Here is a 12,698-nt window from a genome sequence, read left to right on the forward strand (position 1 = left end):
ACGCGTTCCCCGCCCCGGGCCCGGTCCGCCCGGCTGTGTCCGGCTCAGGTCGCCCGGCTGGGGCGGCCCGGGGCGGCCCGCTCGTCCACCCCCGCGTCAGCCGTCCGAACGCTCCTCATCCGCGTCAGCCGTCCGAGCGGCGCTTCCCCGCGTCCTCTCCGCCGGCCGGTCGTCGATGTCCAGTACGTCGCCCACGGCTCGGCGCGGGGTGGGCGCGACCACAGGGCCGTATCCCAGGCGGAGCAGCATCTGGGGGAACGAGGCGGTCGCGCCGGAGTGCGGGTCCCGCAGCAGCCAGCGCAGTTCCTCACGTTCGAGCGCCTGCGAGTTGAGCGAGGTCGAGAGGCCGTCCGCCGTCGCCCGCAGGAGCACCCGCTCCAGGGCCTGACCGGCCAGCAGCCAGTCCTGCGGGCGGTCCTGGGACGTCCCCAGCACCGCGAGGCACGGCGCGGTCTCGAAGACCGCGGACCGCCGTTCCGCTTCGGGTCGCCCGACGGCGAAGTCCCGTACCGGTGCGTGCCCTCCATGCCGGCGCGGCCCGAAGGCATAGCTCGGGATCCCTTCCGCCCGGCCCGCCCCGGTCCCCGTCCAGCGTGCGATCTCCGCGCGGTCCTCCGGGGACAGCCGCTCGTCCTCGTCGGCCTCCTCGACCACGTCCAGTACCGCTTCCGCCTGCCAGGCGCCGAGGACCGACAGACTCGTCCCCTCCGACCTGGCCGCGCCGCGGAGCGCGTCGAGCAGGGCGGCGGGGACCGGTTCCTCCGCGAACGGTTCGCGGCTGCTGCGGCGCCTGCTGATCGCCGGATACAGGTCGGCGGTGTCGTCGGCGTCCGCCGCCTCGGCGAACTCGACGTGGGCGAGCAGTGTGGGATCGGCCGGGTCGGGCAGCGGGCGGACCTGTGCGGACCAGCCGGCGCGAGCGGCGGCCACACGGAGGTTGAAGAGCGCGGCACCGCAGCTGACGTGCATGCCGCGGTGGTCGGCGTCGGCGCGCGGCATGGCGCGGGTGAGGTCCGTGCGCAGGTGCAGGAGACCGGTCGCCGGCACGTACCGGAACCGCCAGGGCTGCGCGTTGTGCATCGAAGGGGCCATGATCGCGTCGCCGACCCATGAGGTCACGGCCGCGACATCGGCCTGTCGAGTCGGCATCGGAGTTCCTTCCCAGCCGGTCCGGTGGATCCTCGGATCCACGGGTTCACGCATTCATGGGTTCAGGCTCATGCGTGGGGGACGATCGCGACCGGTGCGGCGGCGTGGTGGATGACCGCGTGCGCCACGTGCCCGAGCCGGGGCCCGACGGGCAGCGGCCGGTCGCGCCGGCCGACGATGATCAGGTCGGCCTCGGGTGCGGCGTACACCAGCTCCGCTCCCGGCGCTCCCATCACCGTGCCGGTCTGCACGGCGACGTCGGGGAAGCGCTGCTTCCAGGGTTCGACGACACGTTCCAGGGTCTGCGCGACCTTCCCCGCGAGTTCGTTGCCGAGTCCGGGGTCGGCCATCTGGGCGGGGGCGTAGGTGGGCGGCAGTCCCCAGGCGTGCAGGATGCGGAGCCGGCTGTTGCGCCGGGCCGCCTCGGTGAAGGCGAAGTCCAGGAGGGTCTCGTCGGCTTCCGTCCCTCTGATGTCGAGGCCGAGCAGCAGGTGCCCCGGCCGCTGCGCGGCCGGGGTCCCGCGTTCCTCGTGGCCGGTCCTCCGGCTGCGGACGAGCACCACCGGACAGGGCGACGCCGCCGCCACGGGGAGCGAGGTGGTGCCGATGACGAAGCCCGTGAGGCGGTCCAGTCCCTGCGACCCCAGGACCAGCAGGTCCATGCCTCCCGGTGTGTCGGCCTCGGCCAGGAGTGCTCGGGAGGCGAGGCCGACGCCGGTCACGTTCTCCGCGCCGACGGTCAGACCGGGGTGTGCGTGTCCGGCTTCGGCGGCCGCCCTCTCCAGCAGGTCCTCGTACTTGGGCGAGGGCCGGGGTTCCTCGTCCCGGGGCTCATCGGACGTCCTGTGCGCGGACGGCCACGGCGCCACGTGGGCGATGTATTCGGGCGGTACCGGCCAGTCCTGGATGTGGATGATGCGGAGCGGAAGCTCCCGCAGGACGGCCTCCTCGGCGGCCCATCGGACGGCGGCGAAGCTCTCGGGCGAGCCGTTCAGACCTACGGTCACATTGCCTGGCATGTCGGCCTCCTCGTGGCGAAGACGGTCCCGGCCCGTTCGGAGCGGCAGACCGGAAGCGTTCTTCCGGTCCGCCTCCCGGCGCGTCACCGCCGTCTCCGCGACCGTGTGTGAGCGGAGCCGCCCGGCGGCGCGGCGGCCTGTCGGCCGGCCCACTCCGCCCGGCGCCGGTCGGCGTCCCGCTCCAGCCGGCCGCGGAGGTCGGAGGTGAGTGCGGCGAGGGGGGCCGAGACGGCGGGGACGGGCGGCCGCGGATCGTGGATCCGCCGGGCGCTGCCGGGCAGGGCGTCCAGGTCGGCGCGGAACCGCCGGTGCGCCGCGGCCAGGGTGTCGGGCTCCGTCGTACGGCGCCCCGCGGACATGACGGTCCGCAGCACGGGCTCCCGGCCCTCGCGCACCTCCTCGTCGGCCAGGGCCATCACGTCGTCGACGCCGTCCGCGCGCAGGATCTGCTTGCGTCCCGGCGCGGTCACCTTGGCGGCCGACAGCTTCATGACCGGCGCGCCGTCGTACTCCACGAGCTTGTAGGCCGAGTCCAGATAGGGGGCGTCGGACGAGGTCCCCACCTTGGTGCCGACGGCGTACACGTCGATGGGGGCGCCGGACCGTACGAGGTGGTCGATGCGGTACTCGTCGAGGCCGCCGCTCGCGATGACGGTGACGCCCCCGAGCCCCGTTCGGTCCAGGATCTCGCGTGACCGGCGGGCGAGTCCGTCCAGGTCCCCGCTGTCGAGGCGCACCGCGGAACCGGCGCCCCGCCGCAGGGTGTTCAGGACCTGGGCGGCGGTCATGACCCCGTTGGGCGTGTCGTAGGTGTCGACCAGGAGGGTGACCGGGCCCGGGGTGCCGCGCGCGAAGGCCAGGAAGGCCGTCTCCTCGTCACCGAAGGCCTCGATGTAGGAGTGGGCCATGGTGCCGGAGGCCCGGGTCCCCCACCGGAGTGCGGCGGCGACGTTGCTGGTGCCCGCGAATCCGACCATCGCACCGACCCGGGCGGCCTGCATGCCCGCCTCCGGACCGTGGCTCCGGCGCAGCGAGAAGTCGACGACGGGGTGGTCCCCCGCGGCCAGGACGCACCGGGCCGCCTTCGACGCGACGGCCGTCTGGTGACTGATCTGGCTCAGCAGCCAGGTCTCCACGATCTGTGCCTGCGGCAGGGGGGCGGTGACCTCGATCAGCGGCTCGCCGGCGAGGACGACCCGCCCCTCCGGCACGGCCCGCACCTCGCCCTCGAAGCGCAGGCCGACGAGCGGCCGTACGTCCCCCGGGCCGCGCCCGAGGGCCGTGGCGAAGTCCCTGGCGTCGTCCTCGGTGACCTCGAAGCCGGCGAGGAAGTCCAGAACGGGCTCCAGCCCCGCGCTGACCAGGAAACCGCGGCCGCGGGGGAGGTCGCGTACGAAGAGGCTGAACGTCGCCTCCGCGGTCATGTCCTCACGCAGGTAGGAGAGCGCCATGGTCGCTTCGTACAGGTCCGTGGTGGTGGCGTGCGACATGACCTCACCGTCTCGGTCAGCAGGCGTACGGGCCCCCGCACCGACCCGGAGGCACTTCCTCCACCTCAAGGTTTCCGCGCGGTCCCGGCGGGTGTACAGGGCCGAGTGGGCACCTGGGGAACGGCGGGGCGACCGGGGCGCCAGGGACCTTCGGTCCCCCTGACCGGGCCGTCGTGGCCCCGGCCGCGGGGCGCACCGCCGGGGAGAGTGGGGAGGACGGGTACCGGCTGTCCGAGGAGGAGACATGACGCGCTCCGGCACCGGCCGGGAGATGGTGGTCGGGATCGATCCGCTGGACCCTTCGGTGCCGACGCTGGCCTGGGCCGCGGACGAGGCGGAGCGCAGGGAGCTCTCGCTCCGGCTCGTGCTCGCCGTCCCCCCGCCGCACGACGTCCGGCACGACCCCCGGCAGGCGGATCCCGCGCCGCGGCGGGCGACACGGATCAGGGGCCGGGACGCCCTGGATTCCGCCCGCGAGACGGTCCTCCGTCTGGCTCCGGCGGCGCAGGTGGTCGCCGAGCTCGTCGAAGGGCGGCCGGCGGAGGTGCTCCGCCGCCGTTCCGCGGACCCGTCCGCCCTGGTCGTGGTCGGCTCGCGACGGCTCAGCACCCCTGCGGAGTTCCTCGGTACGCGCTCGGTGGCCGCACCACTCAGCGCGCGGGCGCACTGCCCCGTCGTGGTGGTGCGGGCGCCGGAGAGCACGGCGGATCTCGCCGCGCGCGTCGTCGTGGGGGTCGACGGCAGCGAGCCCTCCCGGGCGGCCCTGGGGTTCGCGTGCGAGGAGGCCGCTCTGCGCGGGGCGCCGGTGCACGCCGTGGGGGTGGAGCAGGGACCCGCGTCGGTGGTGCCCGGGAGCGGGCCGGGCGGCGAGGAACGGGCCCAGTCCCTCGCCGCGGCCCTCACGGCGTGGACCTCGGAGCACCCTGAGGTGCACTGCACCTGGGAGGTGCGTCGGGGGCACCCGGTGGAGGAGCTCGCCCGTGCTTCCGCCGGGGCTCTGGGCGTCGTCGTCGGGCGGCGCGGGCACGGCGGGTACACGGGGATGCGGCTCGGTTCGGTGACGCACGGGCTCCTGCACCGGGCCGAGTGCCCGGTCATCACCGTTCCCGGCGGTGGCTGAGGGGTCGCCCCGGACGGCCCGCCCCGGAGGAGGCGGGTCGCTGCCGTCCCACGGGCCTCGCGGTCCTGAGGCCGGCGGCCGGTGGCGAGCGCCGGCCGACCGACCGGAGGGGAGCTCCACGCCCGGCGGTCCCGGCGGAAGCGCGACGACCGACGGCCGGGGTCGCAGCATCGGGGTCCCTGGCTTCCCGGCCCCCGGGTTGCGCCCCGCCGTCGGGCCGAGGCCTCACGGCCGCCGCAGGTCCAGGCGGATGTCGACGACGCCCTCGATCGCGCGTACGGCGCGCGCGACGAGCGGCACCATGGCCCGGTCGGGCAGCGCTCCGCCCAGCGTGACGACCGCGTCGTGCACGCGTGCCTCGATGCCGGTGGTGCCGGGGAGCTGGGAGAGGACGTCGGTGGCTTCGGCCGCGATGTCCTCGTCGGAGCGCAGGAAGACCTTCAGGAGATCGCCCCTGCTGATGATCCCCTCCAGCAGGCCGCCTCCGTCCACCACGGGCAGGCGCTTCACCCGCCGTCGCGCCATGATCCGGGCCGCCTCCCCCAGAGGGGCGTCGGCGTGCACCGTGATCGCGGGAGTGGACATGAGGTGCTCCGCGTCCACGGCGTCCGCCTTGGCGGCGTCCGCGGGCGGGCTTCCGGGCGCGGGCCCGCCGTCGGGACGGTTCTCCTCCTTGGGCAGCAGGTCGGCCTCCGAGACGACCCCGATGACCCGGCCCTCTCCGGCCAGCACGGGCAGGGCGCTGACCTTCCACCGGTCCATGAGCCGCACGATCTCCTTGTACGGAGCATGGCTGCCCACCGCGACGGCGGTGTGCGTCATGAGGTCGCTCACCGCGCGGGGCGAGTGCGTCACCATGGTCTCCTCCTCTCCGGCCCGCGGGCCACGGGGCGCCTGTGCGGCCTCCCCGCGGGACACCGCCCGGCCTCCTGCCGCCGGTCACGTCCGACGGATCCGTTCACCCCCGGCCGCGCACGACGGTCACCACCGGCCGTGCGCCGCGACTTCACCGGCCGTGCGCCACGGTCTCCGCGACCGTGCACCGGGGTCACCCCCGGCCGTGCACCACGGCGACCGCGCCCGTGCACGTCCGACCCCGCCGGCCGCGCAGGACGTTCACCGTCCTCCTGCACGATGGGTCCACTCGGGTTCCACGCGGCTCCACTCCGCCTCCCAGCCCGCCGCACGCCGCCGGTTGCAGACGATCCGGACGCTGATCCCGGCCAGGGCGCCCGCGCCGAGTGCGGCGGTGGCGGTGCCCACCCCTCCCACCATTCCCGCGGCCCAGACGTCGTTGGCGTCCGAGGGCGCCGTGGTGATCCGGCCCTGCCGGTCCAGCCAGATGTCCACCCGCTCGCCGCGCTTCGCACCCGTGGCCACCTGGGCGTCGGCCGTGACGTCGCCACCGCCGGTGCCGGTCCAGCGCACCGGCACCGGCACCAGTCCCGAACGCCCCGACTGGTCCGTCCACGGCGAGGACCGCGCGGCGTCCCGCAGGATCTCGGCCTTCACGACGTGCCGCGTGGCACGCTGCTGCTCGACCACGGACTGTTCGTGGCGGAGCGCCGCCGTGCCGTTCACCACCCCGAGGACCGAGGCGCACGCGCAGACGAGGACGCAGAGCAGCAGGAGCAGCCGTGTCTCCACGAGGTCGACGCGGCGCTTGAGGGGATGGTGGCGTCCGACGCGGCTCCGGTTCCCTGGGTACATGGGATCACGCGCTTTCCGGTGCTTCGGCCTCGGCGGCGATGTCCCGGGCCCAGGAGGCGACGGCGTCCCAGTCGCGGAAGTCGCCGCCCCGGCCCTCGTCCAGGATCATCCGTGCGAGGCGTCCGGTGGCCCCGGGCTCCAGCCGGCCGCCGAAGGTCACGTGCCCGCGGGCGTGGACCTTGTCCAGCGCTCTGCGCGCGCTCGGCACGGGGGGAATGTCGCGGTCCGAGGCGGTGGAGTCCAGCGGGCCGCTGCTGAAGGCCCACACGGCTCGTCGGCGCAGCGCCTCCCGGTGCCGCCGGACCAGGCGCCGGGCGTCCCGGTGCCAACGGCCCAGGGAGAGGGCGCTGCCGATCACCACCACGTCGTACGCGTCCACGTCGGTCACCTGCGCGGCGGGGAGTGCTTCGGCCTCCAGCCCCTGGTCCCGCAGGGTCCGGGCGACGCACCGGGCGAGCTCGGCGGTCGAGCCGTGCGTCGTCGCGTAGGCGACCAGGGCGTGGAGGGTCACCGCACGTCATCACCTTTCCTGGAACACGGGGGCGGGGTGGGGAGCCGCCGGACGACCGATGGCCGTGCCTCCAGCGTCCGCACCGGCCACCGGCCGGGGAAGGGCCGTCCGAGGCAGGCGGGAGGGCCGGTCGGCCCTCCCGCGCGCCATGCGGGCACGGCGGTCGCGGGGCCGGTCGCGGAGGGGACCGAAGGTCCCGGCTTCTTGCCCCGTCCGTCTCTCGGCCGTGGCCCCGCCGCGGACCGACACTGGCCGGAGGACCCGCGGCAGGGACCGGTGACGGTGCCCCGCGGTCCGTGGACCGAACCGGGAGTCACCGGAGCACCGGGCGGAGGAGCGAGAACAGTGCACGCATTCGTCTATCACGGTCCGGGCCGGGGTTCGTGGGACTCCGTGAGCGACCCGGAGGTCGAGCAGCCGACCGACGCGGTCGTGCGGGTGGACGCGACCACGGTGTGCGTCGGCGACCTGCACACCCTGCGGGGCGAGGTGTCCGACGTGCGGCCGGGGACCGTGCTGGGGCACGAGGCCGTCGGCGAGGTGCTGGAGGTGGGATCCGAGGTGCACAACGTGGTGCCGGGCGACGAGGTGATCGTCTCGTCCATCTCCGCCTGCGGGCGCTGCATGGCGTGCAGGCAGGGCGTGTTCGGCCAGTGCGCCCAGGGAGGGGGCTGGCTGCTGGGGCACGAGGTGAACGGGACCCAGGCCGAGCTGGTCCGCGTACCGTTCGCCGACCACTCGGTGCACAAGCTTCCCTACGCGATGGACAGGGACACGGCCGTGCTGTTCTCCGAGGTCCTGCCGGCCGCCTTCGAGCTCGGCGTGCGCAACGGGAAGGTGCGCCCCGGGGCGGTCGTGGTCGTGGTGGGCGCGGGGCCGGTGGGCCTGTCCGCCTTGATCATCGCGGGGATCTACTCACCCGCCCGTGTGATCTCGGTCGACCTCTCCCCGGAACGGCTGGCCGTCGCGAGCGGCATGGGCGCCGACGACGCCGAGCTCCCCGGCCGTCTGATCGCGGACCTGTCGGAGGGGCCCGGAGCCGATGTCGTGATCGAGGCCGCGGGGAGTGCCGACAGCTTCGTCCTGTGCACCCGGGTCGTCCGCTCCGGAGGACGCATCGCCAACATCGGCATGCACGAGACAGCGGTCAGCCTGCACCTCGAACAGCTGTGCAGGAAGAACATCACCATCAGCACCGGTCAGGTGGACACCTCCTCCATCTCCTGGCTCCTCGACGTGCTGACACCGGAGCACATGGAGTCGTTCGCACGGATCGTCACGCAGCGGAGGGCGGCCGCCGACATGCAGAGCGCCTACGACATCGCGTCCGGTGCGACGTCCACAGGGGCGCTGCGCACGGTCCTGCACCCGGCGCGTCCGTGAGGTCCTCGCGGCGGGCGCCCCCACCGTCGATCGGGTTTCCCATGACCACCTGGAGAGACACGTCCTCCTGGCACGATCTGGTCCTCGCGTTCGAGGACTCACCGCGCAGCGACGCCGCGCTCGCCTTCGCGGCGGGTCTGGCCGAGCAGCTGGGCGCCACCCTGCACGTGGTGCACGTCCTCGATCTGACCGACTACCCGATCGACCCGGACCTGGCCGGGTCGCCGCAGGAGACGGAGCTCGTCGAGCGCGCGGCCGCCCGTGCGCGGCACGAGATCTCCGAGCGCCTGCGGGGGTTCACCTGCTCGTGGACCTACACGGGCGAGACGGGGAATCCGGTGCTGCGGATCAACCGGGCGGCGCACCGGCACGGTGCTGCGGCGATCGTGGTGGGGGCGTCCACCCCGGGTCTGGCCGGCACGCTCCACCGGTCCCTCAAGGGCTCGGTGCTCAGGGAGCTGGTCAGGCACGCGCGGAGGGCCGTGATGATCGTGCCCCCGGAGTCGGAGCCCTGACGTCCGGACGGGTCGCCGGGGCCTTCACCGGAACCTTCTCGGCGGGCCGGAAGTTGTCCGGAGGAAGCGTGTTCTTTCCGCGGACCGAGGGAAGCATGACTCACTCACGTGTCCGGTCATGCAGGCAGGGGTCGAAGGATGGGACATCTCACGGTCGCCGACCTGATGACACCGTCGGTCATCAGCGTCCAGCGCGGCACCACGTTCAAGGAGATCGCACGCCTGCTCAGCGAGTCGGGCGTGACCGCCGTGCCCGTGGTGGACGACGGGGGCCGTCCGATCGGTGTCGTCTCCGAGGCCGATCTGCTGCGCGACCGCGCGGCGGGCGCCGCTCGGAACGCCGCCGCGCTGATGAGCCGCCCCGCCATCACGGCCGGCCCCCGGTGGAACGCGGTGCAGGCCGCCCGGGTGATGGAGGAGAACCGGATCAAGCGGCTGCCCGTGGTCGACGGGGAGGGCCGCCTCGTCGGGGTCCTGAGCCGCAGCGACCTCCTCCAGGTCTATCTGCGCAGGGATCGCGCGATCCAGGAGGAGATCCTCGAAGAGGTGGTGACGCGGACGCTGCGGCTCAGCCCGTCCTCGCTGAGTGTGGAGGTCTCCGAGGGGCTGGTGACCCTGAGCGGCACCGTGCGGAGCCGCTCCACCGTGCCGGTCCTCGTGCGTCTGTGCCAGAGCGTGGACGGCGTGGTGGACGTCGTCGACCGCCTCGCGCACGAGGGCGCCTGACCGTGCCGCGCTCCTGGTCGGGCCGGCCGCACGGTCCGCGGCGGCGGGCCGTGCGGGTCAGCCGTCGCCGGGCGCCCGGCCGATGGCGCCGGGTGTCGGCCCGGTCGCGGGGAGGGCGGCCGGACCAGGGTCGGCACCCGGGCGGCGGGCCGCCTTCGCCTCGCGTCCCGCCTGCTCGGGGTGCCTGCGTCGCCAGTAGGGGTTCTCGTGGGACAGCCGGCTGGAGACCCTGCCGTACATCCCGAAGGTGGCGATGACCAGGCCCATGACGAAGCTGAACACCACGTTGGTCATGCCGAAGTCGAGAATGTTGACCGAGCGGTCCAGCACGAAGATGTGGACGAAGCCGCTCAGCACGAACAGTCCTCCCACCGTCATGTTCAGGGTGGAGGCGAAGTTGCCCCCGATGACGGCCCCTACGAGCAGGGCCAGCCCCACCACCGTGGAGATGACGCTGAGCGTGGTGTTGGTGGTCATGCCCGCGACGGTGTCACCGGACGTGTCGAACGGGGTGAGGGCGTCGGCGAAGCCCAGGGCGGCGAAGGCGAGCAGGATGAGACCGCAGACGGCGGCGCCGTAGCGGTAGACGGTCGCCAGATGATGATCGACGGGAAGTTCGTCTCGGAGCTTCATGACCTGTCTTCTGTCCCGGTTGCATGCATGGATGCCGATATGCCGTCCTGTCACCCGTACGCCCCGTTTCCGGTCGCGGACGGGCGGTGAAGGACGGGGAAGGGTGGCGGGACGGCCGGCCGATGGCGGACCGTTGTGGTGCCCCGTGCATCCATCCGCACGATCAGGCCAGAAGTACCGGTGGGGCGGAGCGCACCGCCCGCCCCACACGGCAGGAGACGACCCGTGCATCACACGGCGGCGGGGACGCCGCCCGTGGTCCCGGTGCGGTCGCGCGGCGGCGCCCCGATCGGGCGCCCCGCGGTTCGGCGCCGGGTCCTGCATGAGGAGGAGCGTTCGTGAACACCGAAGGACAGAAGCCCGCCGAGCGGCTGAACTGCCTGGTCACCGGCGCGTCCGGGTACATCGGCGGACGTCTCGTGCCGGAACTGCTGGAGGCGGGCCACTCCGTCCGGTGCCTGGCCCGCTCGCCCGAGAAGCTCCGCGACCACCCCTGGGCGCGGGATGCGGAGACGGTGCGCGGCGACGTCACCGACGCCGCGTCCGTGGCCGGGGCCATGCGCGGGATCGACGTGGCGTACTACCTGGTGCACGCGCTCGGGACCGGGGCCTCGTTCGAGGACACCGACCGCCGTGCGGCGCGGGTCTTCGCCGAGCAGGCCCACGCCGCGGGAGTCCGGCGCATCGTCTATCTGGGCGGGCTGACGCCGCAGGGGGTACCGGAGCGGGAGCTCTCCCCGCACCTGCGGTCCCGCGCCGAGGTGGGCCGCATCTTCCTGGAGGCGCCCGTTCCGGCCACCGTGCTGCGGGCGGCCGTGGTGGTCGGGTCGGGATCGGCCTCCTTCGAGATGCTGCGCTACCTCACCGAACGGCTTCCGGTGATGGTGACCCCGAGCTGGGTGAGCACCCGCACCCAGCCCATCGGGGTCCGCGACGTACTGCACTACCTGGTCGGCTCGGCCACCATGCCGGCCGACGTGGACCGGGCGTTCGACATCGGCGGGCCGGACGTCCTCACCTACCAGGACATGATGCGCAGGTACGCCGAGGTCGCCGGGCTCCGGCGGCGGCTCATCGTGCCGGTGCCGGTCCTCACCCCGAGGCTGTCCAGTCACTGGGTCGGGATCGTCACACCGGTGCCCGCCTCCATCGCCCGGCCGCTGACCGAGTCGCTGCGTCACGAGGTGGTGTGCCACGAGCACGACATCGCCGAGTACGCCCCGGACCCCCCGGGCCGCCCGCTGCCCTTCGACGAGGCGCTGGACCTCGCCCTGCGCCGGGTGCGTGAGGCCGAGGTGACCACCCGCTGGTCCTCCGCCGCCGTGCCGGGAGCGCCCAGCGACCCGATGCCCACCGACCCGGACTGGGCGGGCGGCAGCCTCTACCAGGACGAGCGGCAGCTCACGGTGGACGCCCCGCGCTCCTCCCTGTGGAAGGTGATCGAGGGGATCGGCGGGGACAACGGCTGGTACTCCTTCCCGCTCGCCTGGGCGGTCCGCGGCTGGCTGGACCGCCTCGTCGGCGGCGTCGGACTGCGCCGCGGACGCCGCGACGCCGAACACCTGCGGGTCGGCGACTCACTCGACTTCTGGCGCGTCGAGGAGATCGAACCGGGCCGGCTCCTCCGGCTCCGCGCCGAGATGCGCCTCCCCGGCCTGGCCTGGCTCGACATGTACGCGGAGACCTCGGAGGAGGGCCGTACACGCTACCGGCAGCGGGCGGTCTTCCATCCGCGCGGCCTGCTGGGCCACGCCTACTGGTGGGTCATCTCCCCGTTCCACGCGGTGATCTTCGGCGGGATGGCCCGCAACATCACCCAGGCCGCCGCCAAGGGCATGAGCGCGCACCCCGGGACGCGCAAGGATCCCGAGGTGTCCGCAGGCCCGGCGTCACCGCCCCGCCCGTGACCGCGTGCACGACGACAGGAGCACGGACCTCCCATGACCCCCGACACCAGGACGCACCCGGCACCCCGCAGGTGGCTCCTGCTGCTGCTCTTCCTCGGGATCTGCTACGCGGTGGCGGCCGTGGGGGCCGTCGCCGCCGTGGACGCGGGCAGCACGTACACGTCGCTGCGGCTCCCCGCCTGGGCACCGCCCGGCTCGCTGTTCGGCCCCGTCTGGACCGTGCTGTACGGGACCGTCGCCGTCGCCGGCTGGCTGGTCGCGAGGGGCCAGGAGCCGGGCCGCAGGAGTGCTCTGCTGTGGTGGTCCGTGCAGCTGGCCTTCAACCTGGCCTGGACGCCCCTGTTCTTCGCCGCCGGGCAGTACGGAGCGGCCCTGGCCGACATCCTCCTCCTGGTGGCCGCGCTACTGGTCACGGTGGTGAAGTTCGCCCGGCTGCACACCCGGGCCGCGGTCCTGCTGGTGCCGTACCTCGTCTGGGTCTGCTACGCCTCGGCGCTGAACTGGTCCATCTGGCAGGCGAACACCTGACGGCGGC

Annotated in this window: 13 protein-coding genes; 6 read left to right on the forward strand and 7 right to left on the reverse strand. The window is 74.0% G+C overall.

Annotated features, from left to right (window positions below):
* Positions 1 to 96: 96 nt before the first annotated feature.
* The 3 genes from ABZ172_RS03175 to ABZ172_RS03185 all read right to left on the reverse strand — a co-directional run bounded on the left by ABZ172_RS03175 (position 97) and on the right by ABZ172_RS03185 (position 3,658).
* Positions 97 to 1,149, reverse strand: coding sequence for a nitroreductase family protein (locus ABZ172_RS03175; protein WP_356879600.1), 1,053 nt, complete (start codon positions 1,147 to 1,149; stop codon positions 97 to 99).
* A 68-nt stretch (positions 1,150 to 1,217) separates the two neighbouring features.
* On the reverse strand, positions 1,218 to 2,168 hold the full coding sequence (locus tag ABZ172_RS03180) for a universal stress protein (RefSeq protein ID WP_356879602.1): 951 nt from the start codon (positions 2,166 to 2,168) through the stop codon (positions 1,218 to 1,220).
* Between the two features lie 83 nt (positions 2,169 to 2,251).
* Positions 2,252 to 3,658 (reverse strand): nicotinate phosphoribosyltransferase, encoded by a 1,407-nt coding sequence (locus tag ABZ172_RS03185; RefSeq protein ID WP_356879604.1) that lies wholly within the window; start codon positions 3,656 to 3,658, stop codon positions 2,252 to 2,254.
* A 244-nt stretch (positions 3,659 to 3,902) separates the two neighbouring features.
* Here ABZ172_RS03185 and ABZ172_RS03190 point away from each other — a divergent pair, with 244 nt between their 5' ends.
* Entirely contained in the window at positions 3,903 to 4,778 is an 876-nt protein-coding gene (locus ABZ172_RS03190) for a universal stress protein (protein ID WP_356879606.1), read from the forward strand.
* A gap of 225 nt (positions 4,779 to 5,003) precedes the next feature.
* Here the strand turns inward: ABZ172_RS03190 and ABZ172_RS03195 are convergent, their stop codons facing one another.
* The 3 genes from ABZ172_RS03195 to ABZ172_RS03205 form a co-directional block, all read right to left on the reverse strand.
* A complete protein-coding gene (locus tag ABZ172_RS03195) occupies positions 5,004 to 5,636 on the reverse strand; it encodes a CBS domain-containing protein (protein ID WP_356879608.1) in 633 nt (210 codons plus the stop codon).
* A 258-nt stretch (positions 5,637 to 5,894) separates the two neighbouring features.
* Positions 5,895 to 6,488: a hypothetical protein gene (locus tag ABZ172_RS03200; protein ID WP_356879610.1), complete on the reverse strand. Its 594-nt coding sequence runs from the start codon at positions 6,486 to 6,488 to the stop codon at positions 5,895 to 5,897.
* 4 nt (positions 6,489 to 6,492) lie between these two features.
* Positions 6,493 to 6,999, reverse strand: coding sequence for a flavodoxin domain-containing protein (locus tag ABZ172_RS03205; RefSeq protein ID WP_356879612.1), 507 nt, complete (start codon positions 6,997 to 6,999; stop codon positions 6,493 to 6,495).
* A gap of 345 nt (positions 7,000 to 7,344) precedes the next feature.
* On the opposite strand from ABZ172_RS03205, the gene ABZ172_RS03210 reads away from it, so the two are divergent.
* The 3 genes from ABZ172_RS03210 to ABZ172_RS03220 all read left to right on the forward strand — a co-directional run bounded on the left by ABZ172_RS03210 (position 7,345) and on the right by ABZ172_RS03220 (position 9,623).
* Positions 7,345 to 8,382, forward strand: a complete 1,038-nt coding sequence (locus tag ABZ172_RS03210) for an alcohol dehydrogenase catalytic domain-containing protein (RefSeq protein WP_356879614.1) — start codon at positions 7,345 to 7,347, stop codon at positions 8,380 to 8,382.
* A 41-nt stretch (positions 8,383 to 8,423) separates the two neighbouring features.
* The gene (locus ABZ172_RS03215; RefSeq protein WP_356879616.1) at positions 8,424 to 8,897 is read left to right on the forward strand and encodes a universal stress protein; all 474 of its coding nucleotides are present in this window, start codon (positions 8,424 to 8,426) and stop codon (positions 8,895 to 8,897) included.
* A gap of 138 nt (positions 8,898 to 9,035) precedes the next feature.
* Entirely contained in the window at positions 9,036 to 9,623 is a 588-nt protein-coding gene (locus ABZ172_RS03220; RefSeq protein ID WP_356879618.1) for a CBS domain-containing protein, read from the forward strand.
* A gap of 57 nt (positions 9,624 to 9,680) precedes the next feature.
* Here the strand turns inward: ABZ172_RS03220 and ABZ172_RS03225 are convergent, their stop codons facing one another.
* Complete coding sequence (locus ABZ172_RS03225) at positions 9,681 to 10,256, reverse strand: DUF4383 domain-containing protein (RefSeq protein WP_356879620.1); 576 nt, start codon at positions 10,254 to 10,256, stop codon at positions 9,681 to 9,683.
* Between the two features lie 338 nt (positions 10,257 to 10,594).
* On the opposite strand from ABZ172_RS03225, the gene ABZ172_RS03230 reads away from it, so the two are divergent.
* Both ABZ172_RS03230 and ABZ172_RS03235 read left to right on the forward strand, forming a co-directional pair.
* Positions 10,595 to 12,163 carry an SDR family oxidoreductase gene (locus ABZ172_RS03230; protein WP_356879622.1) on the forward strand — a complete coding sequence of 523 codons (1,569 nt, stop codon included), beginning with the start codon at positions 10,595 to 10,597 and terminating at the stop codon, positions 12,161 to 12,163.
* A gap of 33 nt (positions 12,164 to 12,196) precedes the next feature.
* Positions 12,197 to 12,691: a TspO/MBR family protein gene (locus ABZ172_RS03235; RefSeq protein ID WP_356879624.1), complete on the forward strand. Its 495-nt coding sequence runs from the start codon at positions 12,197 to 12,199 to the stop codon at positions 12,689 to 12,691.
* Positions 12,692 to 12,698: the final 7 nt, after the last annotated feature.

The sequence above is a fragment of the Streptomyces sp. NPDC006296 genome, from assembly GCF_040613235.1.
Taxonomy (GTDB): Bacteria; Actinomycetota; Actinomycetes; order Streptomycetales; family Streptomycetaceae; genus Streptomyces.

What these genes read in the sequence shown, in the direction of transcription:
- ABZ172_RS03220 (WP_356879618.1), top strand. Translation starts at nt 9,036, where the DNA reads ATGGGACATCTCACGGTCGCCGACCTGATGACACCGTCGGTCATCAGC.
- ABZ172_RS03215 (WP_356879616.1), top strand. Translation starts at nt 8,424, where the DNA reads ATGACCACCTGGAGAGACACGTCCTCCTGGCACGATCTGGTCCTCGCG.
- ABZ172_RS03185 (WP_356879604.1), bottom strand. Translation starts at nt 3,658, where the DNA reads ATGTCGCACGCCACCACCACGGACCTGTACGAAGCGACCATGGCGCTC.
- ABZ172_RS03180 (WP_356879602.1), bottom strand. Translation starts at nt 2,168, where the DNA reads ATGCCAGGCAATGTGACCGTAGGTCTGAACGGCTCGCCCGAGAGCTTC.
- ABZ172_RS03195 (WP_356879608.1), bottom strand. Translation starts at nt 5,636, where the DNA reads ATGGTGACGCACTCGCCCCGCGCGGTGAGCGACCTCATGACGCACACC.
- ABZ172_RS03200 (WP_356879610.1), bottom strand. Translation starts at nt 6,488, where the DNA reads ATGTACCCAGGGAACCGGAGCCGCGTCGGACGCCACCATCCCCTCAAG.
- ABZ172_RS03225 (WP_356879620.1), bottom strand. Translation starts at nt 10,256, where the DNA reads ATGAAGCTCCGAGACGAACTTCCCGTCGATCATCATCTGGCGACCGTC.
- ABZ172_RS03190 (WP_356879606.1), top strand. Translation starts at nt 3,903, where the DNA reads ATGACGCGCTCCGGCACCGGCCGGGAGATGGTGGTCGGGATCGATCCG.
- ABZ172_RS03175 (WP_356879600.1), bottom strand. Translation starts at nt 1,149, where the DNA reads ATGCCGACTCGACAGGCCGATGTCGCGGCCGTGACCTCATGGGTCGGC.
- ABZ172_RS03235 (WP_356879624.1), top strand. Translation starts at nt 12,197, where the DNA reads ATGACCCCCGACACCAGGACGCACCCGGCACCCCGCAGGTGGCTCCTG.